16 protein-coding genes and 1 pseudogene are annotated in these 23801 nt (G+C 60.5%); 8 read left to right on the plus strand and 9 right to left on the minus strand.

Annotation, left to right across the window (positions count from 1 at the left end; all coding sequences use genetic code 11):
* Positions 1-129: 129 nt before the first annotated feature.
* Positions 130-2976, plus strand: coding sequence for an N-acetylmuramoyl-L-alanine amidase (locus tag U9R81_RS03800; protein WP_322494189.1), 2847 nt, complete (start codon positions 130-132; stop codon positions 2974-2976).
* 67 nt (positions 2977-3043) lie between these two features.
* Here U9R81_RS03800 and U9R81_RS03805 read toward each other — a convergent pair whose 3' ends face one another.
* Positions 3044-3691 carry a CBS and ACT domain-containing protein gene (locus U9R81_RS03805; RefSeq protein ID WP_322494190.1) on the minus strand — a complete coding sequence of 216 codons (648 nt, stop codon included), beginning with the start codon at positions 3689-3691 and terminating at the stop codon, positions 3044-3046.
* Between the two features lie 219 nt (positions 3692-3910).
* Here U9R81_RS03805 and U9R81_RS03810 point away from each other — a divergent pair, with 219 nt between their 5' ends.
* The 3 genes from U9R81_RS03810 (at position 3911) to U9R81_RS03820 (ending at position 8408) form a co-directional block, all read left to right on the plus strand.
* Complete coding sequence (locus tag U9R81_RS03810; RefSeq protein WP_322494191.1) at positions 3911-4945, plus strand: ABC transporter ATP-binding protein; 1035 nt, start codon at positions 3911-3913, stop codon at positions 4943-4945.
* 93 nt (positions 4946-5038) lie between these two features.
* Positions 5039-7189, plus strand: a complete 2151-nt coding sequence (locus U9R81_RS03815; protein ID WP_322494192.1) for a heterodisulfide reductase-related iron-sulfur binding cluster — start codon at positions 5039-5041, stop codon at positions 7187-7189.
* Between the two features lie 208 nt (positions 7190-7397).
* On the plus strand, positions 7398-8408 hold the full coding sequence (locus tag U9R81_RS03820; RefSeq protein WP_322494193.1) for a glycosyltransferase family 2 protein: 1011 nt from the start codon (positions 7398-7400) through the stop codon (positions 8406-8408).
* A gap of 9 nt (positions 8409-8417) precedes the next feature.
* On the opposite strand, the gene U9R81_RS03825 is transcribed toward U9R81_RS03820, so the two are convergent.
* Positions 8418-8921, minus strand: a complete 504-nt coding sequence (locus U9R81_RS03825) for a MarR family transcriptional regulator (protein ID WP_322494194.1) — start codon at positions 8919-8921, stop codon at positions 8418-8420.
* A gap of 188 nt (positions 8922-9109) precedes the next feature.
* On the opposite strand from U9R81_RS03825, the gene U9R81_RS03830 reads away from it, so the two are divergent.
* The 4 genes from U9R81_RS03830 to U9R81_RS03845 all read left to right on the plus strand — a co-directional run bounded on the left by U9R81_RS03830 (position 9110) and on the right by U9R81_RS03845 (position 14689).
* The gene (locus tag U9R81_RS03830; RefSeq protein WP_322494195.1) at positions 9110-9952 is read left to right on the plus strand and encodes a hypothetical protein; all 843 of its coding nucleotides are present in this window, start codon (positions 9110-9112) and stop codon (positions 9950-9952) included.
* Positions 9953-10220: 268 nt separating this feature from the next.
* Entirely contained in the window at positions 10221-11288 is a 1068-nt protein-coding gene (locus tag U9R81_RS03835; RefSeq protein ID WP_322494207.1) for an ATP-binding protein, read from the plus strand.
* Between the two features lie 70 nt (positions 11289-11358).
* Positions 11359-13080, plus strand: a complete 1722-nt coding sequence (locus U9R81_RS03840) for a penicillin-binding protein 2 (RefSeq protein WP_322494196.1) — start codon at positions 11359-11361, stop codon at positions 13078-13080.
* Between the two features lie 472 nt (positions 13081-13552).
* A complete protein-coding gene (locus tag U9R81_RS03845; RefSeq protein ID WP_322494197.1) occupies positions 13553-14689 on the plus strand; it encodes a S41 family peptidase in 1137 nt (378 codons plus the stop codon).
* An 8-nt stretch (positions 14690-14697) separates the two neighbouring features.
* Here U9R81_RS03845 and U9R81_RS03850 read toward each other — a convergent pair whose 3' ends face one another.
* From U9R81_RS03850 to uvrC, 7 genes and pseudogenes are all read right to left on the minus strand, one after another.
* Positions 14698-15210: a DUF4276 family protein gene (locus tag U9R81_RS03850; RefSeq protein WP_322494198.1), complete on the minus strand. Its 513-nt coding sequence runs from the start codon at positions 15208-15210 to the stop codon at positions 14698-14700.
* Between the two features lie 76 nt (positions 15211-15286).
* Positions 15287-16440: pseudogene (locus tag U9R81_RS20010) on the minus strand (AAA family ATPase).
* Positions 16441-16660: 220 nt separating this feature from the next.
* Positions 16661-17698, minus strand: coding sequence for a sigma-70 family RNA polymerase sigma factor (locus U9R81_RS03870; RefSeq protein WP_322494201.1), 1038 nt, complete (start codon positions 17696-17698; stop codon positions 16661-16663).
* A gap of 238 nt (positions 17699-17936) precedes the next feature.
* Complete coding sequence (locus U9R81_RS03875) at positions 17937-18854, minus strand: pseudouridine-5'-phosphate glycosidase (RefSeq protein WP_322494202.1); 918 nt, start codon at positions 18852-18854, stop codon at positions 17937-17939.
* A 54-nt stretch (positions 18855-18908) separates the two neighbouring features.
* Positions 18909-20078, minus strand: a complete 1170-nt coding sequence (locus U9R81_RS03880; protein WP_322494203.1) for a DUF58 domain-containing protein — start codon at positions 20076-20078, stop codon at positions 18909-18911.
* A gap of 7 nt (positions 20079-20085) precedes the next feature.
* Positions 20086-21693, minus strand: coding sequence for a carboxyl transferase domain-containing protein (locus U9R81_RS03885; RefSeq protein ID WP_322494204.1), 1608 nt, complete (start codon positions 21691-21693; stop codon positions 20086-20088).
* Positions 21694-21708: 15 nt separating this feature from the next.
* Positions 21709-23673 (minus strand): excinuclease ABC subunit UvrC, encoded by a 1965-nt coding sequence (gene uvrC, locus U9R81_RS03890; RefSeq protein ID WP_322494205.1) that lies wholly within the window; start codon positions 23671-23673, stop codon positions 21709-21711.
* Between the last annotated feature and the right edge of the window lie 128 nt (positions 23674-23801).

Consider the following 23801-nt stretch of genomic DNA (forward strand, 5'->3'; position numbering starts at 1 on the left):
GGCGTAGATGACGGATGGCTTACAGGGTGGCTGTCATCGATTCGTCACCCCCGCCTATCGACTGTACGACACCATATCGTTAGAATCAGGGCAAATACCGAATCATAGTCGCCGAGGTGTGCGATGATTATGCGCATTCGTCTTCTCATCTCCATCGGCATCCTCTGGGCGCTGCTTCTGCCGTTGACGCCGGCGCCGGCAGCTCCGGCTGCCACTGCCGATGGCCGGCCCGATTCCCAGCTCTTTGCTGCCGATATGACCACCGCACCGGCAGGCGCTCTGCCCCTGTTGGCTGCTGTTGCCGGTTATCAAACCGCTCCTACCCGCGCGCCGCGCCCGTTTACCCATGTGCTGCTGAACTGGACGGCTGATCCGGCTACGGCGCCGGTCGTGGCGGTGCGGGTGAGCAGCGATGGCGTGACGTGGAGCGATTGGGCCATTGTGGCCGCGGACGAGGAACGCTGGCAGGCCGGTGAGGGTGATGATCGGCGCTGGAGCGAGATTATCTACGCCGGTGAAGACCGGAACTGGTATCAGGTGCGGGTTGCAACCAGTGATCCTGCCACGTTCCGCTCGGTTACGATCAACACGGTCGATAGCCGGTTTGGCCCGGCCGTTCCGGTGGCAACGCCAGCCGCGGGAGTCGCCGCCATCGAGCGCCCGCCGGTGGTGAGCCGCACAGCGTGGGGCAATCCGCAAGGCCAGACTAGCCCGCAAGCGCCGCCGGCCTATTACCCGGTGCGTCATTTGGTGGTTCACCATACTGCCGGCTCAAATACCTTGGCCGAAGGCCAGACATGGGCCGATGTGGTGCGTTCGATCTGGTCGTTTCACACCTACACCCGCGGCTGGGGCGATATTGGCTATAACTATCTGATCGACCCCAACGGCGTGATCTACGAAGGGCGAGCCGGCGGCGACGATGTGGCCGGCTTTCACGATACGGCCAATTACGGTTCGATGGGGGTATCACTGATCGGCACCTACAGCACGGTGGAGCCGACCGCGGCTGCGCTTGACTCGCTCGTAGCGCTGTTAGCGTGGAAAGCCGACCAGAAGCGGATCGATCCGATGGGGCGCAGCTTCTACTACGGCTGCTCGATCTCGCGCTACTGCGCTCCCTTCAATCCCGGCGCTGTGATTGATCACATCAGCGGCCACCGGCAGGTCACTCCCAACGGCTACACCACCTGCCCCGGCGACCGGTTATTTAACCTGTTGCCGCTGGTTCGCCAACGAGTGCAGGCCCGTCTTGCCGGCGAAAGCCAACCCGACAACGGCGATCTGGTGATCGAAGAGCACGAGAGCGGCTTTACCCGCAGCAACGCCACGTGGTATCCGAGCGCCTGCGGCTATGGCGGCAGCGCGCTCTATACCTACGCTACCGATCAACCATCCAAAAGCACCAACTGGGCAACGTGGCGGCCCAATCTGCCGGCTTCCGGCGTCTACCGGGTGCTGGTGCATATCCCGGCCAATTGCGCCAATCTCAACCCCAGCCGGCAAGCACGCTACCGGATTACCACTACTGGCGGGGTAGTCGAACGGGTGGTTAATCAAGCGACCCAACAAGGTTGGGTCGATCTCGGTTCGTACAACATTGCCGCCAGCACTGCGAGCATAGCTCTTTCCGATCTGACCGGCGAGCCGTTAAATACACGGCGAGCCGTGCTGTTTGACGCCGTGCAATGGCAGCCGGTTGATACCGCTAACCAGCGCCTTGAACTGGTATCGGTGGAGTATGGTGCCACAACCGTTGCCGCCGGTGAGGTATTACCGGTGCGCTTCACGGTGCGCAATGCCGGCGCCGCGCCGATCTACGGTCAAGACCCGCCGGGAGGCAGCGTCTTTGATCTCAGCGCCGGCACGTTCGAGCGCGAAGGGTACGTTTACGATGAAGGCGAGTGTTTCCTTGGCGCCGTTAATCAGAGTTACCCGACCTTTCCCAAAGAAGCCGGACGCTTCCGGGTCATGTTGGGGCCGGCGGATCGTGAGGTAAGCTGCGCTGGCGCCACTGGCGGCTACCCGTGGCGGTGGGGAATCAGCGGGCGGCTCGACCCCGGCCAAACCCAGACGATCGTCGGCTATGTGCGGTTCCGGACGCCGGGAACGGTGACGCTGCGGGCCGGCGCGATCCACGAGTATGTGGCATACGTTGCCACTGCGCAGGCCGAGCAGCAGATCACGATCACGCCGGAACGGCAACCGCCGCAACCGGCCCGCTACAATGAGGGCTTGCAACCGCTGGCCATGGTTTACGAACTCGCCAACACTCCTGAGCGGCTGCTTGCCCGCACCCAAAACCCGCTCAGCATCCGGCGCGGCGCCTTGCTCGGCAGCTTCGTCTGGCACGGCGACCTGCGCGATTGGGGTAGCGGCGGGCCGCTGCCCGGCCTGAGCAACCATTTCCTGATCGAACAGACCCGTACCTTTATCGCGCCAGTCAGTGGCGAATATACCTTCGAGCTGAGCAGCGACGACGGGGCATGGCTGTGGGTGAACGAGCAACTGGTGGTTGCGAATGCCGGTATCCACCCCTTTACGACCGTGACCGGAACGATCTCGCTCACTGCCGGTTTGCATACGCTGGCGATCAAGTATTTTGAATTGGAAGGCGGCGCGGCTGCGGGCTACCGGGTCAAAGCGCCGGAGGCTGACGATTTCGAGCTGGTGCGCGATGGCTTGGCCCAAGGCGAGGGGGTTGGATCACATTTCCGCACGCTGGCCGGTCTGCGGCTGAGCGCATCGGATTTGGGCGGCGGCAGCGCGCGGCTGCGCTACTCGTGGGATGGCGAGACGTGGATCACCACGACCGATAACGTGATCGAGATCGGGGCGCTGGCCGATGGCGAATACCGCTTACGCTATCAGGCCATAGACAGCAACGGCAACAAGAGCGAAATCCTCTCGTTGCCATTGCGGGTCGATAGCGAGATGACGATTTATCGCACAATGTTGCCGCTGCTAACAAGATAAATACGGGCGCAGCGCTGCTTTGCCCTTTGCAACGCTGTGCCCCTCGCAGCACAGCGTTGCTGTGCTGCTACGGATGGCTCTCGCGCACATCAATGACCTTCGCCACCACCGGCGTGATCACTTCGCGCACCTGATCCATTGTCATCCCGCTCACCTTGAACGTCACTTCCGACATGGACGCCGTTTCACCGGCGAAGGTGCCGAGCGCAATGATATTGCCGCCGCTATTGGCAATCGCCGCCGTGAGTTTGGCGAGCGATCCCGGCTCATCGGCCATGCTCACCGTCACCCGGATGCCGGGATTGCGCGCCCCCATCAACTCAAGGAAGATCTTGAACAGATCGGTCTCGGTAATAATCCCGACCAGCTCATTCCCGCGCATCACCGGCAATCCGCCGACCCGCCGGTCGGCCATAATCCGCGCCGCTTCCTCAATCGGCGTATCAACTGAAACCGTATAGACATTGCGGGTCATCACGCGGTCAACTGTCAGCTTGCTTAGCAAGTAGTTCAGTTCCCACACGCTCAGCGTCGTTGCCGGCGAAGGCGAGGCGTTGATCAGGTCTTTCAGCGAGACAATACCGACCAGATGACCATGGGAAACCACTGGCGCGCGCCGGATATGTTCGGTGCGCATCAGGTGCATAGCATCGTGGATCGATGTTTCCGGAGTTACCGTAATCGGAGGATGCGACATCCGCTCGCCAACAAACATAAAGCTACCTCCCTGACGCCTCGTCACGAGCAGCGCCTTCGCTGCCCTCTATTTTCAACTATACCATGCGCCTGCATTTTACGAAGTAAATGGGTAACAACTTTCACGGGTATGTTACAATCCGAATCGAAGACCGGTACGGGCAGGGCGTCGGTTTGCCCCCTACGTCATTATCGTACGGGCAGGGCGACGCTCTGCCTTCTACGCCATCCGTAAACCATGATCTCTATCGAAACAACTGCGCTCACTATCCAACGTCTCAGCTGCCGGTACGGATCGCTCACGGCGGTCAATGAAGTCAGCCTCGATCTGGCTGCCGGCAAGTTTATGGCCTTGCTCGGCCCGTCAGGTTGCGGCAAGACTACCCTGTTGCGCCTGATTGCCGGTTTCGAGCAACCCGATAGCGGGGTGATTATGATCGGCGGGCGCACAGTGGTAGGGCCATGCGGCGCTGGCATCCCGCCTGAACAGCGCCGGGTCGGGATGGTGTTTCAAGATTACGCTCTCTTCCCCCACCTCAGTGTGGCGCAAAACGTCGCTTACGGCTTGCCGCGCAGTTCCGAACGCGAGCCGCGGGTGCAAGAGTTGTTGGCATTGGTAGGGTTGGCCGATGCTGGCCGGCGCATGCCGCACGAATTGTCGGGCGGGCAGCAGCAACGGGTCGCGCTGGCCCGCGCCTTGGCTCCCCGTCCGGCTCTGATCTTACTCGATGAACCCTTCTCGAACCTTGATGCCGGTCTGCGCATGGCGGTGCGCAACGAAGTGCGCCAGATTTTGCGCCGCGAAGGCGCGACGGCCCTCTTCGTCACCCACGATCAGGAAGAGGCGCTGAGTATTGCCGATTTGGTCGGGGTGATGATTAACGGTCGGATTGTGCAGGTCGCGCCGCCGCGCGAATTGTACGAGCGTCCAGCCACCCGCGCCGTCGCCGCCTTTGTCGGCGCTGCCGATTTCATTCCGGCGGAAGCGCACGGTCTGGTTGCGCAGAGTGTGATCGGGCGCTTACCGTTGCTGGCCCCGCACCACGGGCCGGTCAGCGTGATGATCCGGCCCGAAGCGATCGAACTGGAGGTCGATGATGAATCGCCGCACCAGATCGTCGAGCGAAACTATTTCGGCGCCGATGTGCGGTACGAAGTGCTCCTGAGCGACGGCACGATGCTCACTGCGCGCCTTGCCCCGTGGCGCGATATGCCGGTTGGTGCGCGCGTCAATGTCGTGGTGCGGGGTGCGTTGGTGGCCTTTGCCGATTAAGTTCGTATGCCATCCTTGTCGCATTGACGCTTCGCAGCACGAATGCTATGATCGGCCCAGTTCCGGTCGCCGGCATTTGTGCGGAGAAAAGCAATGGAGCAAGAGCAGATTATCGCGATCCGCGAGATCTACTGGAACATCGACCATACGATTGGCGCAACGTTCCTCTACTTGACGGTACTGATCACCACTGCGGTGATGGCATGGGGCATCCTGCGCGACATTGCCCGTTGGCGGCGTGGGCGGCCCGCCAACCGGATCGGCAATCCGATCACCCGCTTGCTTGAGTTTACCCGCCAGAGTCTCGGCCAAAAGAAGGTGCTGCGCGACCGCCGGGCTGGCGTGATGCATGCCTTGATCTTCTTTGGCTTTCTCACCCTGTTTATCGGCACCGATATTATCGCGGTCGAAGAAGATTTCACCATTCCGCTCATGGGTGAGCAGGCCGGCAAGATTTTGGTCGGCGATTTTTACAAGAGCTACGAGTTCATTCTCGATACGCTGGGGTTGGCCTTTGCCGCCGGCTTGCTGTGGGCAACGTGGCGGCGCTACCGCACCAAGCCCGACCGGCTCGATAACCGGCGCACCGATGGCTGGGTGTTAGGGGTGCTGCTATTTTTGGGGATTGGCGGCTTTCTCATCGAGGGATTGCGGATCGCGAATCAGACCATCGGCGGCGTGCCGGTCTACGAGCAAGAGTGGGCCAAGCTGGCTTATGTTGGCTTTGCGCTGGCCACCATCTTCCGCGCCATTGGTCTCGGCGATGGCAATCCGGTCGCGCTCGCCATCCATCCGGTGCTCTGGTATACCCACGCTGCCGCGACCGGCCTGTTTATGGCCTCGCTGCCATTCAGCAAGTTCCGCCATATTGTCTACACGCCGCTAAATACGTTCTTCCGCGATTTGCAACCGAAAGGTGCGCTTGATCCGATCCCCAACCTTGAGGCTGAGATCGAGAAAGACGAACCGCGTCTCGGCGTGGCGGCGCTGGCCGATCTGACGTGGAAGCGGCGGATGGATCTCGACGCCTGCATGCGCTGCGGTCGCTGCCAGAGCGTCTGCCCGGCCCATGCCAGCGGCGCGTTGCTCTCACCGAAGTACATCATTACTAAGCTGGCCGACTTGCAGCGCGGCGATCCGGTCTATTTCAAAGATGGCACGGTGCGCACGCTGGCCGAATTAAACGGCGACAGCGCAACTGCCGAGACATTGCCGCTGATCGGCACGGTGATCGAGGCCGAAGAGCTGTGGGCTTGCACCACCTGCAATGCCTGCGTCCATGAATGCCCGGCGATGATCGAGCACGTTGATGACATCGTTGACATGCGCCGCCACTTGACCATGATCGCCAGCGAGGTGCCGCAAGGCGTCAAGCGGGTGCTCGAGGGGATCGAGCGGCAGAGCAACCCATGGCGGTTGCCGGCCCGCGAGCGCACCGCGTGGACGGAAGGGCTAGACGTGCCGGTGCTGGCCGAGAAAGAGCAGGTCGAGGTGCTCTATTGGGTTGGCTGCGCGCCGAGCTACGACGAACGATCGCGCAAAGTGGCGCGGGCGATGGTGCAACTATTGCAACAAGCCGGGGTCGATTTTGCCATCCTCGGCGAAGAGGAGTGCTGCACTGGCGACCCGGCCCGCCGCATGGGCGAAGAGATGCTCTTCCAAGCCCAAGCCCAACAGGCGATCGAGACCATGCACCAATATAAATTCCGCACGGTCGTCACCACCTGCGCCCACTGCTTCAACAGCATCAAGAACGAGTACCCGCAGTTTGGCGGGCGGGCGGGCATTGATTACGAGGTCGTCCATCACACCGAGTTTTTGGCCCGCCTAGTGCGCGAGGGCAAACTCAAGCCGGCCAAGGCGGTGAGCGAGCGGGTGGTCTACCACGACCCCTGCTATATCGGGCGCTACAACGACATCTACGACGATCCGCGCAGCTTGCTGAGCAGCATCCCCGGCCTTGAGCTGGTCGAAGCGCCGGAGCGCAACCGTGAGCGGGCGATGTGTTGCGGCGGCGGCGGCGGTAACGTCTGGCTGGAACGTTGGGGTGAGCGCAATGTGAACGTGATCCGGATGGAGCAGCTCGTAGCGCCGCAACCACAGACGCTGGCGGTCGCCTGCCCGTTCTGCATGGTGATGTTTGAAGATGCGGCCAAGAACACCGGTCGGGCCGAGACGTTGCAGCGGCGCGATGTGGCTGAAATTTTGTTAGAGAGCGTCAACGGCGCAGCGTCGGGCAATTAACGTTTAGCCAGTAGAGACGGACGGCTGTCCGTCTCCCCACGTCGCAAAGGTGGCAAAGGCGCAGAGGGTGAAACGCAAAGGCGCAAAGGGTTGGTACGGTATACCACCCCTCCCCCGCTGGGGAAGGGGCAGGGGGTAAGGGCAAACACCGCGCCAGTCGCTATCCCCAAATATCCTTTGCGCTCTTTGCGCCTTTGCGTTAAATATCATGACCGTACCACTGGTTTCAATCATCTTACCCATCCGCAACGCCGCGGCGACCTTGCCGGCCTGTTTACGTTCGCTGGCCCGGCAAACCTTCCCTGATTACGAAGTGCTAGCGATTGACGATGGTTCCGATGACGAATCGCCGGCCATCGTCGCCGCAGCGGCGGCGGGTGACGCGCGGATCGTACCGGTCGAGGCCGGACGGATCGGCTTGCCGGCGGTGCTCAATCTCGGTCTTGCGTTAGCGCGCGCGCCGATCATTGCCCGGATGGATGCCGATGACGTGATGCATCCAGATCGGCTGGCGCTGCAATATCCCTTGATGGCGCAGCCGCAACTCGCCTTGATTGCAAGCCGGGCGGTGGCTTTTCCGGCGCGGGACGTGCGGGCCGGTTTGCGCGAATACCTGCGCTGGCAGAATCGGGTACACACGCCGGAACAGGTGGCGGCTGAGATCTACGTCGAGGCGCCCTTTGCCCATCCCTCGGTGATGTTCCGACGCGAGGCAGTGCAGGGATTAGGCGGCTACACTACTGAACCGTGGCCTGAAGACTACGAATTGTGGCTACGGATGCATGCAGCGGGGTTGCAGATGGCCAAGCTGCCGCGCAACCTGTTGGCTTGGCGCGAGCGACCCGATCGGGCTACGCGCACTGATCCGCGCTATGAGCGCACAGTATTCGACGAATTACGAGCTCGCTTCTTGGCTGCCGACCCGCGCTTGCAGAGCGGGAGGCCGCTGGTCTACTGGGGGGCAGGCCGGGTCACCCGCCAGCGGGCGCGCCGGCTGATCGAACGCGGCTTTCCGCCAGCGGCATGGATCGACATTGATCCAGCCAAGATCGGCCAAACCGTATGGGGAGCACCGGTGCATGCTCCGAAGTGGCTCGACCGCCGGCCACGGCCATTCGTGCTAGTGTACGTCACTAACCATGGCGCGCGCGACCTGATCGATGGCTGGCTGGCGGCAATGGGGTATCAACCGGGCCGGGACTATCTCGGCGTGGGATAAAGGTAGGTCTTAGTCATCCGCCTCTTGCCCCTTACGATCATCCTCGACCGGCGACAGCAACCCGCTGTACAATGAGCGGAGCAATTCGCGCAATTGTTGCACCTCGTGCTCAGAGAGCGAACGCATCCGCCTGCGCAAGCGTTCGTGATGGCGCGGGCGCAAATTGCGCAATTTCTCAGCGCCGGCCTCGGTGAGGCAAATCAGGCTCACCCGGCGATCGTTCGGATCGGGACGGCGCTCAACATAGCCTTTCGCGATCAGGCGATCGACAATGCCGGTCAAATTGGAGTTGTCGCACATCATGCGCGCGCTGATTTCGCTGAGCGGCACCCCGTTACGCGACGCATAATTCAGGATCATAAATTGTGGAACAGTCAAATCCTCACCGCGCAGATCGTAGCGATTGTACGTCTCGAGCATCGAGTGAACCTGACGCAGCAAGGTGTAAGCCTCAAGCTCAGGCGTCGTCTCACTACTCTGCTGCCGTCCGGTAGGCTCGGTGGAGAGGCTCATCGCTGTCTCCTCACTAGTGCGCTGGAGGCGCAGGGGTAGGAGTCAAATAAAAGAGTGCTACTGGGCAAACAGGAGTGAAGGTTGTCTGCCGTATAATTCCTGCTACATGCAACTATAGCATGACTATGACTGGCATGTCAATATTGTTTCAAATGAAACAGTTTCAACTTATTTAAGGAGATCAGAGCGTGCAATCACCACAACCGCGTTACGAGCAGATTGTCACGATTGCGTTTATCGTCACGATCGGGCTGGCGATCGTCTTTCTCATCGACAGCAGCACAGTCAATCCACGGTTTGCTTTTGGCGGTGATCTGCCTGAAGTCAGCTTATCGTGGCTGTTAATCGGCTCACTTGCCTTGTTAGCGGCGATGGGAGCAGACTGGATCGGGCGCTCGCATCCGCATCCGAAGAACTGGATTCTTCGTTCGTTCGGGCCGTTACGCAGCGTAACCCCAGCATTCTGGTTCTTGCCGGGGCTGAGTGTGGTGGCAGCTTACGCCTTCTGGCAACTCTTCAATCCAGTGTTAGGCGGGACGGCCTTCTTGCTGGCGTTGATTGTCACCGCCGGGATGTTAATTGTGACGCTGGCGGCGCAATATTTCAGTCTCGACCGGCGGGCCGAGATCCATACGCCGGCGCAGATTGTGTTGCACATCATCGGCTACCTGATCGCATTTGGCAGCTTTAGCGCGATTTACTATACGCGCTATCGCACGCTTTATTCAGCGACACTGGCAGCGTTGGTATCCGCGTTTCTCATCTATGCGCTGCTCAATATGCAGCGCCGGCCGATTTCGGTTGGGGTGGCGCTGATTGCCGGCATCGGGATCGCCGAGCTCATGTGGGCGCTCAACTACTGGCAGACCACCTTTCTGTTGGCGGGGGTGGTGTTGGTGACGGTATTGTATGTGGTCGTCGGATTGTTAGGCTATGCCTGCATCGGCCAACTGAACCGCCGGCTGCTGCTTGAGTACAGCCTTGTGGGGATAGCATTGGTAGGCGGGGTAGCGTATATGTCCTTGCGATAGAGCGACCACGCCGGACTATGGCTGAGGTTGATGACGGCTGCAACAAAGACTCCCAGCGCGATGGTAGTCGCTTGGTTGTGATCGCTGCAGCGTCATCTGATGGGGTTGGCTCTCGGCAGCATGGATCTTCCCAACAAACGTCGTGAAGATCGGTCTTGCTGCGTTGCAGGCTTTCTGCTACACTTATTCATGCTTTATTGATATACCCCAGCTTCATCGCGGCGACCTCATCCTTCCGGCCGCCGCTGGGAGAAAGCGCGTGCGACACATGATTGACAGGTGGCGACAGCGCCTCAACCCCGTCTTTCTCTTTGCCGGTTATCGCTGGCTGGCGTGGCTCATTGCCGGGCTTGCGTTGACCTTACCCAGCTATGCAGTTGAGCGTCTTCCCCAACACGCTAGTCTCTTGCTGGTGGTATTGCTGATCACGCTGGTGGTCACTCGCCAAGCAGGGAGCTATCTGCGCCTGATGCAACGCCGGCCAGTGCTGCTCATGCTTGATGTGCTGTTAGGCTGGCTAGTGGTCATCTTGAGTGGCGGCGGCTTTCTGCCGTTCGGGCCGTATGCCTTGGGCAGCCTGATTGCGCCGGCGTTGCTGTTTAGTTGGCAAGGTGCGCTGATCAGCGGGATCGGGGCCGGCCTGTTGCACTTGATCAGCGGCTCCATCCTCGGTGTCGCCGATCCAGCTAGGATGCAGGCTGGCGTGCCGCTGCTCTTCGCGTTGGGTTGGGCTGCGTTTGCGGCGTGGCAGCGCATGCCGCCGGACCGCGCGCAAGGACGGACGTTACCGCACCTCGATGCTTCAGTGCCGCCAGCGGCGTTGCGTCGCCCAACGTTGCCGGGCAGCGAGCAGATTGGGTTAGCGCCTGAATGGTATCCGTCAGCAATGTCCGGATCTGGCAGCCGGCGCGGGGCCGAACTGGCTCCCGCAGTCTCGTTACGGCCAGACCTACGTCTTGCCATTATCCAGTTGGTTGACGGTGAACGGCAGCGCGGCGGCTTGCAAGTGGCGTGCCAAATTGACGGCGCGGTGCAGAAGCTGACGGCGGCCCAACAAGGAGTGTTGTTGCGCGCCGCTCAAGAAGCGTTGGCGAATGTGCGCCGCCATGCCCATGCCTCGTCGTGTAAGGTCTGGCTCCATATTGACGATCGGGCGGCGACGTTGCAAGTCGAAGATGATGGTGTTGGTTTGCTCGATGGCACCTACGAGCGTCCGCATTTGCATGCACTGCGCGCGCTGCGCTACCGCGTCGCTGAATTTGACGGCCAGCTTGCCGTCTTTGAAGGCGAACAGGGTGGTCTCACCGTGCGCGTCACGCTTCCCCTCGAACCATGAAGTTGCGGTATCATGCTGATAGGCACTCGCTGCGCCAGCAGTGGAGGAATTGGCGAGGAGTTCTAAACGCATGAGACCGCGCCATTTTTGGCATGCGCCGGCACTCGTCTTGGCGCTGGCGTTATTAGGGTACGGCATCTCACTACCGGTTGAGCAAGAACCCCGTTGGTTGCTCTTCCTCTGGGTTGGCGGGCCGTTGGCCGGCTTCGTGTTGATCAGCCGGTTGAGTGACACCCCGCCGGATAGTGAACTTGCCCGCACGGTTGCGCGGGTAGGGGCAGTGGTGATTGTCGGTTTTCTGATGCTGAGCCTGCAACTGCTCCGCCAACAGTTTGTGCAGGCTGGCGTGATCAGCAACTATGTCGTCACGAGCGCCGATGGCAGCACCACCAGCAATGTCCGCCCCGTCTTAGCGACGCAGCGCATGTTGCGAGGCGCGATTCTCGACCGGCGCGGACGCACGCTCGCCGAGAGCGTGATGGTGAACGGCATTGCCCGCCGCACCTATCCGCTCGCTTCCCAGTATGACATGACCGCCTTTGGGCAGGTGCTAGGGTTTTTTAGCCCTCGCTACGGGCAAAGCGGTCTTGAAGCCACGTACAATGCCTATCTGTCGGGTGAGCGCGGCAACGAGTGGCAGATGCTGCTCAGCGAATGGACGGGGGAAGGGCAGCGGGGCAACGCGCTGACCCTAACGCTCGATGCCGAGTTGCAAGCGCGGGTCGCAGCGTTGCTGGGCAATCGGCGCGGCGCGGTAGTGGTGCTTGATCCGCGCAGTGGCGCGATTTTGGCCCTCGTCAGCCGGCCCGGCTTCGATCCGAGCCAGTTGGTGGTTGATCCGGCAGCGCCCGATCTGGCTGCCGAGCGACGCCGGGTGAGCGACTATTGGTCCCAGTTGAACCGTGATGACTCGGGGCAGCCATTGCTCAACCGGGCCACGCAGGGGCGCTATCCACCGGGTTCGACCTTCAAGACGGTGACGGCGGTGGCGGTGTTGGAACACCCGCTGCAAGGGCAACCGAACCAGATTACCTGCCCGAATGAATATTTCCCGCAGCCTGACGCGCCGCCGATCGTCAATGCGGTTGATAACCTCGGCGCGCGGATCGGTGAACCGGCCACGATCGAGCGGGTCTATGCCTTCTCGTGCAATACCGCCTTTGCCCAATACGCCGTGCGCTTAGGGGCTGACCAGTTTGCCGAGGTGGCGCAGCGCTTCAATATCTTTCTCCCCGACCGGGTGCCCGCCGGCTTTCGCCCGCTGCGAGATGTGCCCTCTGAGCCGAGCTTGCTGGCAGTGCGGCCCGACTTTCTCAATCAGCCGCGGGCATTGGCCGATACCGGCTACGGGCAAGGGCAATTATTAGTGACACCGTTGCAGATGGCGTTGGTAGCGGCGGCGATCGCCAACGATGGCGTAATGATGCAGCCCTATTTGGTGCAGCGGGTCACCCGCCCTGATGGCAGTGAAGTCTGGCGGGCAACGCCGAATGGGATTCGCCGGGTGATGTCGAGCGGGAATGCGCGCCGGATGCGTGATTATATGGCGGCAGTAGCGCAATACGGCTTCGGCAGCATCATCGCGCAGTTTGTGCCGCAACCGGTGGGTGGTAAATCGGGCACTGCCGAGCACGTGCCCGGCGCGCCGCCCCATGCATGGTTTATCGCGATTGGCCCGATTGATACGCCGCGCTATGCCGTGGCGGTGATTATCGAGCAGGGCGGTGAAGGGAGCGGCGCGGCTGCCCGCTTGGCCGGCGAGGTGTTGGCGGCGGCCTTTGCGGTGGAATGATGGCGCGCCGGTGATGGGCATGATACATACTGGCAAGGTTCGTAGGGTGCGAGACCGGGTTGGTTGCAATACTTACCGTGGGCATACCTCCCCCCACCGGGGTTCAAAGGCGGACAGAACATCTGTCCGGAACCCGGCCCTAAAGGGCCGGGCAAAGGTTACGAAGCCCGCTGCGCAGGCTGTGCGGCCTCACCTCCAGCTCTGCTCCCGTAACCCGGGAGCGGTGAGCGCAGAACCGAATGTTGAGGCATTGCACAGCGGTCAATGGTTATGCGCAACCAAATGTTCTGTACGCTCCTCAACCCGCCGGCGAGAGGGTTCAGATGGTGGGCGCGGCATCCGATCCGTTGCAGTTACGTTTCTCCGCTGGACGATCCTATGGTGGGTAACCGGAGTCCTGATCGCCTGCGGGCTGCAAACCCCGGCCCAACCGGAACCGACAGCGACCGCACTGCCGGCGCCAACCGCCACGGTGGCCAGCGCCGTCACACCGACGCTGCGCCCACCACTCGATGCCGCCCTACGCCAGCAAATTTTCACCGAAGTGTGGACAACCATCAACGAGCACTATATTGATCCGACCTTCAATGGGGTCGATTGGACGGCGGTGCGGGCCGAGTACGGCCCGCGGGCATTGGCCGCCGAAGATGACACCACCTTCTTCGCCGTGATCAGCGCCATGGTTGCGCTGCTGCGCGATGACCACTCGCGTTTTGTGCCGCCGCAGGCGGTGGTGGCCGAGGATCGGCTGACGAGCGGGAGAGAAGAGCAGGTTGGGATTGGGGTCACGACCCTGCGGCTCAGTGACGGCTTGCTGATCCAGCACGTCTTTCCCGAGAGTCCGGCAGCGCAGGCCGGCTTGCGTCCGCGTGACCGGATCGTGGCGATTGACGGGCTTACCTTCAATCTTGGTTCGATTGAAGGGCCATTAGGGAGCCGTGTGCGCCTGCTTGTCGCCCAACCAGAGGGTGGCTCGCGTGAGCTTGAGTTAGTGCGTGAACGGGTCGAAGGCCGGATCGAGCCGCTAGTGCTGCGGTTGAACGACGATATTGCATATATTGCTGTCAGCACGTTGTGGGTGCGCGACATGCACGAGCGGGTGGCAGCGGCGTTGCAACAACTCGTCGCCGAACGCCCGTTGCGCGGCGTCATCCTCGATCTGCGCAGCAATCCGGGGGGCTGGCGTGATGTCCTAAGTGGCTTGCTTGGCCACTTTGTCACCGGCGAGGTCGGCGCATTTGTCAGCCGGAAAGGGGAAATCCCATTGGTGGTAGCTGCGCGCGATCCTGATCTGAGCGGCTTGCCGGTCGCGGTATTAATTGATCGCGGCACAGCATCGTATGCCGAGCTATTGGCAGCAATGTTGCAGCGCGAAGCGGGGGCGATCGTGATTGGGATGCCCTCAGCCGGCAACACCGAGACGATCTACGCTTACGAAATCACCGGCGGGGCGCGGTTGTGGGTCGCGCAAGAGGGCTTCCAACTCAATGACGGTTCTGATTTAGAAGGGCGCGGGGTGCAACCTGATGTGCAGCCAACCAGCGACTGGACGCGCTTCCGGCTGGAGGCTGATCCGTGGGTTGGGCTGGCGATCGAGTGGATGCGGTGAGGGCAGCATCAATGGGCACTGCAATCATCTGCATGGTCACTTATCGCGCCAAATTCTGCCGCGATTTGGCTGATGGCATGAATAAACACCCTAAAACTATGCGAGCGATTGGTTTCTTGGGTTAATTGTTGGCTCATCCGTCGCGCAGCATCGATTTTGCGAAACTCAGGAATCAGATGTTCTAACTCATTACCCGGTTTAGCAATGCGATCGGAGGCGCGGTGTTGTCTCTTTTGCTCAAGCTGTTGTAATCGTTCATCATGAAATGCGCGCGCCAATGCAGCCGTATCACCAAAATACCACGCTTCAAGTTCGGTGCAAGCAATCCGGATAATGGTATCAGGACGCCCCGCTTGCTGGCAGATGTTGCGTAATTCTTCTTTGAGCGCACGGCAATCTGCTCGATCTTGGCCGATTAATACAACAAAACGATGTTCAGAATGGGGCCATGCGCGTAGTTTACGCAGAATGCTTTGTTTTAAATCATTTTTACCTTCATGGGCAATACAACGAAATCGCAAGCCGGGGAATAGCCGTGGAATAAATGCTCAAGCAGTGCTTTGGCGGAAGACTCTTCCAGCAAAAACACTAACTGTTTCATACCCGTTCGACTTCAGTAAAGAGGCCTTGTCGCCACAGGATACCGGGTCGATCACCCTCAGCGACCAAATGACGCAGTAGTTCGCTGTCTGAGACACGGCGTGCCGTACTGAAACCATTCTGCTTCTCAAGCCAATAAATTTCTTCGAGTTTCACTGCGTTGAGGAAATCTGGCGAATGGGTAGAGACAAACACTTGCCCGCCGCGTTGGGCATATTCGCGGAATTCCTCGGCCAACTCGTGCAGTAGGATAGGGTAGAGTTGGTTTTCAGGCTCTTCAACGGCCAACAATGGATGCGGTTTCGGATCGTAGAGCAAGACGAGATAGGCAAACATCTTAATGGTTCCATCTGAAACGTACCGGGCAACAAAGGGGTCGTGAAAAGAACCATCTCTAAAACGAAGTACGAGGCGGACATCCGCAGTGATTTTTGCGTCGATATCCTCGACGCATCACCGCTAGCATTCGCCTAAATACTTGTGGATGGTGCTCATACAGATAGTGCGCCACTTGAGCGACATTTTCGCCATGAACAGAGAGATGTTCAGCATATCCGGCATCAATGCTAGGGCGCGCATCGCTAATGTGAAAGTCAGAGATATGCCAATTCTCGATCAAACTACGAAATTCGGAAACCACCCGAAACTCTTTGAACTGCCCCACTCCTTTAATTGCTAGTACGCTGGGATCATCAAGCACATACTCTTGCCGTTCTTCTTGAATGCCAGCCTGCCCATATTTCTCTTCATTCGTAATTGCCGTTCCCTTGCCGCGCGAAAAAACCAACAAAATGCTATGGTTTCCCATGCTTGCCACGACGAAACTTTAGGATCTCGCGTTCAACCACAGGCCGGCCTTGGTCAAGACCAATTTTAAGCATATAGGTCGCGAGTCGTCCAGTACTTTCGCGAAATTTAATAGTAAGGCTGATGGAGCCTTTTTCGCCACGACTCACTAGTTCACGAAAGCCGCCGCGCTGAGCGACGGCGACATTTTGGATAAGCGCTTGTTTCAAAAAGCTAAAGATATCGAAGAGGGTGCTCTTACCAGAACCATTCGGGCCAACAATAACCACCATCCGAGGCAAGTCAGTGAAGCTTGTCTTACGAAACAGGCGGTAATTTTCAATCTCTAGGCTTTCGATTTGCATCCTGTGTTGCATCGTGTGATTCCTTCAAACCGGGCAGAGATCTTGCTCGTTTCAATTATAGGCGGCAGTAGCGCCAACGACACGCGAACACGATAATAGCAAATGTATCGAGCGACGGTGGTCGGCTTTTTTAGGCATCCATCAGTGAAACGTGATGAGCTAGGAACACAGCAGGGGCAGGTTGTACACCTGCCCCTGCCACACCCCGCCTCTCACCCCCTTATTCGAGATAATCCCGCAGATGCTGGCCGACTTCGGGACTGCGCAGGCGGCGAAGGGCCTCGGCCTCGATTTGGCGCGCGCGCTCGCGGGTCATGCCGAGCACGCGCCCGACCTCTTCAAGCGTGCGGCGGCGACCATCGACGAGGCCGTAGCGCAGATCGATGATCCGGCGCTCGCGTTCGTTGAGTTGGTCGAGCGCAGCGCACAGATCGCGGCGCAGCAACTTCTGCGCGGCCACCTCACCGGGAGTTGGCAGCTCCTCGTCGGTGATGAAATCGCCGAGCGTGTGTTCCCCCTCGTCGCCGACCGGCGTTTCGAGCGAGACGGGCCGGCGCGATGCTTTAAGCACGCGCTGGATGCGCTCGACCGGCTGGCCGAGAGCCATAGCAATCTCTTCGGCGGTCGGCTGGCGCTCGAGCAACTGGGCCAAGCGGTCAGCAATGCGCTTAACCTGCCCCACCGACTCGCTCATATGCACGGGCAGCCGAATGGTGCGGCCTTGCTCGGCGATAGCGCGGGTGACGGCCTGCCGGATCCACCACGTGGCATAGGTGCTGAAGCGATTGCCTTTGTGGTAATCGAACTTCTCGACTGCCCGCATCAAGCCGATATTGCCCTCTTGGATGAGATCGAGCAGCGAGAGGCCGCGGCCAACATACTTCTTAGCGATGCTGACCACGAGCCGCAGGTTAGCCTGAATCAGGTGGCGGCGCGCATCTTCGCCTTGTTGCACCGCCTTAAGCAATTCACACCGCTCGCGTGGCGTGAGCTCGGTTGCGGAAGCAAGAAGCGCTTCCGCTTCATTGCCGCGCTCGATCCGCTCGGCCAATTCGATCTCTTCAGCGGCGGTAAGCAATGAGACACGACCGATCTCTTGCAGGTAGTGCTGCACGGCGTCGAGGGAAGGCTCGATCCGTTCAACCTCGCTCAGATCGGGAGAGAGCAAATCTTCTTCGTGCCCGAAACGGTCAGCGCGCTCGTGCGTAGAGAGCGGTGCATCTTCGTGTTCCCAGCTTGATGGTCGACGCTTGAGCATTGGCGGGCACTCCTGCCTAAACTATGCAGCTATGACAAGACAAAACACGACCGGCCTCCGCGTAAGCGGAGATGCCATCAGAGGCGCCCAGCACGTAACGAAACGGGGTAACGTGTGAGGTCAAAACCGCCGAGGATATGGCGATGCTCGCTGTTCTATCTGATAACAGCAAATGTTAGTATACGAGTGATAACGCAATTTGTCAAGTACTTTGCACACCGTTTGTTCACATGCTCGGTTATCCTAATGCGCTAATGCGCACGGCGACTTCAGCGGCGACACGGGTATTGTTTCGCAGCAAGGCGATGTTGGTTTCGATACTTTCACCACTGGTCTCTTCGGCCATTGCGGCTAAGAGGAAGGGGGTGACTGCTGGCCCGCGCACCCCTTCCGCTTCCGCGCGAGCCAGCGCGCGCGCAATCGCCGCTTCGACCACTTCGCGTTCGAGGGCGCTGCGTTCAGGGGGCGGCACACAGAGTAGCATTCCTCCCGGCGCGGCGAAGTTGCGGTAGCGACGTTGCAGCCTCCACATACGCGCTGCCGCCAGCGCGTCAGCCGCAACGGCGGCGACCGGCAAGCCGCTATGCGGGGTGTAGAACGCGGGGAATTCGTTGGTCTGATAGCCAACCACTGGCACGCCTTGCGTTTCAAGGTATTCGAGGGTAGCCGGCAGGTCAAGGATCGCCTTGGCGCCGGCGCAGACCACCAACACCGGCGTGCGGCCCAATTCGGTCAGATCGGCGCTGACATCCCAACTGTGGATGGCGCCGCGATGAACGCCGCCGATTCCGCCGGTGGCGAAGACTTCAATACCGGCGGCGGCAGCCAATGCCATCGTCGCCGCTACGGTGGTGGCGCCATCAGCCCGATCAACGATCGCGGCGCTGATATCGCGCCGGCTCAGCTTGCGCACCCGTTCGCCGCCGGTGGCGATCCGTTCCAATTCGTTGCCATTCAACCCGATCACGGGTACGCCTTCAATCAGGCCGATCGTCGCCGGCACAGCCCCCGCTGCGCGTACTTCGGCCTCGAGCCCTTCGGCCACGGCTAGATTTTGCGGATAGGGCAACCCATGGCTGATCAGGGTGCTTTCAAGGACAACGACCGCGCGGGCCTCTTCCAGCGCAGTTGCAACCTCTTCAGCGATGCGGAGCATACGGAACCTCCTGCAATAATGCTGCACCGGTATAAACGATAGGTACCGGCGCTTTTACGACTCCGGTACGATAGCGCCGGTACGATCGATCCGATAGGCAGGTATGCCATAGCGGCGCGCCAGTAAGATGTCGGTTGGCCCCGGTTCGGCCAAGACTACGGCGATGTGCAAACCACGTTGGCTGAGCGTTGTGAGATCGGCCAGCCAGCGGTTATCCAACGCGGCGGTGATGATTATTAGTGTACCACCCCAGCTCAAGTGCCGGTCAGCGGCAATCAGATCAGCGAGGAACGAGCTGTTGCGCTCCGGCTCAATCCGGCCGAGCCGGGCTAAGATCTCGCGGAGATGTGCGAGGTCAGCCGCTGGCGGCAACGGGGCAATGGGCGTATCGGTCAGCGGATCGTAGCCGTTGCTGCACAGACCTACCGCTTGGCGGCGGTTGATCAGCGCGGTCGCCAGCGATGCGGCGGCGATCACCGCTCGCTCGCGATCGTCACGGGCGAAGCGGCCCCGGTAGGCGGTTTCGCTAAACTCAAGCGCGATCAGGGTCTCGCGGGCGATGACTGGCGCCAATTCGCGCACCTGCAACTCGCCGAGCCGGGCGCTGGTCTTCCAATCCATCCGGCGCGGCGAATCGCCGGGGCGGTAGGGGCGCACCCCAATCTTTTGCGCCGGATCGTCAAATAGGCTGAGCCGCTGTCGTTCTTGGCTGAAGGGCAAACCAGCCGGCAGCGCGAGCAGCGGCAAGGGTGTTACCGCAGGGATGACCGTCAACGGGGTTTGTTGCTCTTCGGCCAGTCGCGCTTCGTTCAGGTCGAGCACGGCGCCGATCGACATCCGCAACGGCCCCAGCCAGTAGAGGCCGCGCTGGCGGCTTTGGACGGTATAGCGCAGCACCCGTTGTTGGCCGGGGGCAAGGCTGATCACCCACCGCTTGCGCGCGGCGGCGCTGAGAGCGGGCGGAAGGTCTTCGGTGATGACGAGGTATGGCAGCGGCAGGCGACCCCGGTAGGTAATCGTGATCGTAATTTCGCCCGGCTCGTTGGGTGATAATACGAGAGGCGCTTGCCGCCGCCATTCGATCTGCTGGCCCGCGACTCGCGGCCAGAGCCATGCGATCACCTGCACACCGATTAAGACATACACAGTCAGGCTGATCACCGGGTCAGGATCGAAGATCAGCCAGATCAATAGAACAATGGTAATGGCGCGGAGGAAGGTCATCGCGCGCCTACATGCGGAAGACGCCGAAGCGAGTCGGTTGCACCGGCGCTTCAGTGGCGGCGGCCAGACCGAGCGCCAAGACCCGGCGCGTCTCGACCGGATCGATCACGCCGTCATCCCACAAACGGGCGCTGGCGTAGTAGGGGTGGCCCTCCTGTTCGTATTTGGCTAGAATCGGCGCCATAAACCGCTCTTGCTCTTCGGGAGTCATGTCTTGACCGCGAGCGCGCAGGTTATCACGACGCACCGTGAGGAGCACGTTTGCGGCCTGCGCTCCACCCATCACGCTAATGCGGGCGTTGGGCCACATCCAGAGCTGGCGCGGCTGGTAGGCTCTGCCGCACATGCCGTAGTTGCCGGCTCCGAAGCTGCCGCCGATGATGACGGTAAACTTCGGCACATTGGCGCAGCTTACCGCCGTCACCAGTTTGGCCCCGTCTTTGGCGATGCCGCCATTTTCGTATTGCTTGCCGACCATAAAGCCGGTGATGTTTTGCAAAAAGACGAGCGGAATATTGCGCGCGCTGCACAGCTCGATGAAGTGCGCGCCCTTGAGCGAGCTTTCGCTGAACAGAATGCCGTTGTTGGCGAGAATGCCAACCGGGAAGCCTTCGATATGGGCAAAGCCGCAGACCAGTGTGGTACCGTAGCGAGCTTTGAACTCGTGGAAACGGCTGCCATCGACGATGCGGGCAATCACCTCGCGCACGTCGTAGCTCTGGCGGAAATCGCGCGGCAGGATGCCGTAGATTTCACGCGGATCGTAGCGCGGCGGTTCTGGATCGCGCATCTCCCACTGGGCGCGCTGGCGCGGCCCCAAATTGGCGACAATATCGCGCACAATCGCCAGCGCCTCGCGGTCGTCGTTGGCAAAGTAGTCGGCGACGCCGGAGATGCGGGTATGGACATCGGCCCCGCCGAGCTCTTCGGCGGTGACCTCTTCGCCGGTGGCGGCCTTGACCAGCGGCGGCCCGCCGAGGAAGATGGTGCCGTTACCCTTGACAATCACCACTTCATCGCTCATGGCCGGCACATAGGCCCCGCCGGCGGTGCAACTGCCCATCACGCAGGCGATCTGGGGAATGCCTTCGGCAGACATCTGGGCCTGATTGTAGAAGATGCGGCCAAAGTGGTCGCGATCGGGGAAGACTTCGCTTTGCAAGGGCAGATAAGCGCCGCCGCTATCGACCAGATAGATGCAGGGCAAGCGATTTTCTCGCGCAATCTCTTGAGCACGCAAGTGCTTCTTGACGGTGAGCGGGAAGTAAGTGCCGCCCTTGACGGTAGCATCGTTGGCGACGATCATCACCGGACGACCGGCGACGCGGCCAATGCCGCAGACAATCCCGGCGGCGGGCACCTCTTCCTCGTAGACGTTGTAGGCGGCCAGCGCACCAATTTCGAGAAAGGCGCTATCGGGATCGATCAGAGTATCGATCCGGTCACGGACAAAGAGCTTGCCGCGCTCTTCGTGGCGGCGGCGCTGCTCGAGGCCACCACCCTGCCGGATTTTGGTCAACCGTTCGCGCAGGTCGGCAGCCAAGGCTTGGTGGTGGGCGAAATTGGCTTGAAAATCGGGACTGTTGGTTTGCACGTGCGAATGAATGATCGACATCGCTGCCTCCGGCGGCTAGAGCAAACTCTTCAACTCTTCAGCGACTTTGCGGGTCATGCCGGGCACAGCGGCGATCTCGTCAACGCTCGCCCGGCGAATACCGTCAAGGGAACCAAACGCCTTGAGCAAGGCGCGTTTGCGTTTGGGGCCAATCCCCGGAATCTCTTCGAGCGGTGAGCGGAGGGCGGCCTGATTGCGCAGTTTGCGATGGTAAGCGATAGCGAAGCGGTGGGCCTCTTCGTCGATCCGCTGCACAAGGGCCAGCGCCTTGCTATCGCGGGCCAGCACGAGCGGTTCGCAGCCGGCGCGCACCAGATCAAACCGGTTGCGATCGGGGCCTTTGGCCACACCAACCACTGGAATCTGAGTGAAGCCTAATTCGTGCAAGGCGGCCTGCGCCGCCGCCACCTGCGCCGGCCCGCCGTCAACCAGCAGCAGATCGGGCAGATCGGCCCAGCGTTCGAGCGCTTGCCGGTCAGCGTCATTGGTTTCGGTAGTCGATGGCTCGCTGTCGCCTTCGATCTCGACGGCGGCAGCGGCCTGCTGCGCTTCGCCGAGGGCCTCGGCGGCACGGCGGAAGCGGCGACTGATTACCTCGCGTAACGAGGCGACATCATTCGCGCCGCTGACCGTCTTGATCTTGAAGCGGCGGTAATGGGCCGGGCGCGGCTCGCCGTGCTCGAAGACGACCATACTAGCCACCGACTGCTGGCCTTGGGTATTCGAGACATCGTAGCACTCGATCCGGCGCGGCAGGGCAGGTAACTCCAGCAGATCACGCAACTCGCTCAAGGCCGCGACTGCTCGCTGCTCGGAATTGAGCCACTGCTCGCGGATTTCGCGCAACTTCTGGCGGGCATTGGCAGCGGCCAGCTCGACCAATTGCTTCTTCTCGCCGCGGCGGGGCACGGTAATCTCGACCCGGTGCCCGCTCTTCTGTTGCAGCCACGACGCGATGATCAGCGGCTCTTCGACATGATCGGCGAGCAACAGGCTTGGCGGGATGGTGGGAGCGTTCTGGTAAAACTGGGTGAGGAACGACGAGAGCAACGCCTCGTCGCTCTCGTCTTCGGCTCCCTGCAAAGTGAACGGCTCGGCGTTAATCAGTTTGCCGCCGCGAATAAAGAGCACCTGCACCACGGCGCTGCCATCTTCGCGGGCAAACGCAATCACATCTTGGTCGGTATCAACCGTGCGCAATACCTGCTGGCGCTCAGAAATCTTTGCGATGGCTTGAATCCGATCGCGCAGGTAGGCGGCGCGCTCGAACTCAAGCCGCTCGGCGGCCTCTTCCATCTGCGCGCGCAACTCGCGCACGATTTGGTCACTCTTGCCCTCAAGGAAACGGCAAACCGAGTCGATCGCCTGCCGGTAGGTTTCTTTCGTCACTAACCCCAGCACACACGGCCCCAAACAACGGCGCATCTGATGGTAGAGACAGGGCTTGCCGAGCTTGCGGTGGCGGTTGAACTTATCGTCTTTGCATTCGTAGGGCGGGCGGAAGGCGAACAGGCGATTGAGAATATCGAGGGCATGGTAGACCGAACCGGCGCTGGCGTAGGGGCCAAAATAGCGCGCGCCGTCGTTGAGCACCTGCCGGGTGGCGAATACGCGCGGCCACTCTTCGTTGACGGTGACTTTGATATACGGGTACGTTTTATCGTCTTTGAGCAAAATGTTATACGGCGGGCGATGCTGTTTAATCACATTCATCTCAAGCAGCAGCGCCTCTAACTCGCTCTGAGTGACGATAATCTCAAAATCGGCGATATGGCTAACCAGCCGGCGCGTTTTGCCGTTGAGGCTGCGTGGCGAGCCGAAATACGAGCGCATACGATCGCGCAGCCGCTTGCTCTTGCCAACGTAGAGCAAGCGACCGGTAGCGTCTTTCCAGAGGTAGACGCCCGGCTGATCGGGCACTAAGCGGAGCCGCTCAAGAAAAGCGGCGTGATCGCGCACAGCAGTGAGAGAGAGATCCATACGCGGTAAGTATAATGCAAAACGAGCGTGTGCTCAGCGAATGTGGCTAGGGATTCGTTCCGCTACCTGTCTTGCTTCCTGTGAACGGCAGGTTTGCCCCCTCACCCCCAGCCCCGCTCCCCGTTCAC

The organism is Chloroflexus sp. (genome assembly GCF_034435895.1).
Lineage (GTDB): Bacteria > Chloroflexota > Chloroflexia > Chloroflexales > Chloroflexaceae > Chloroflexus.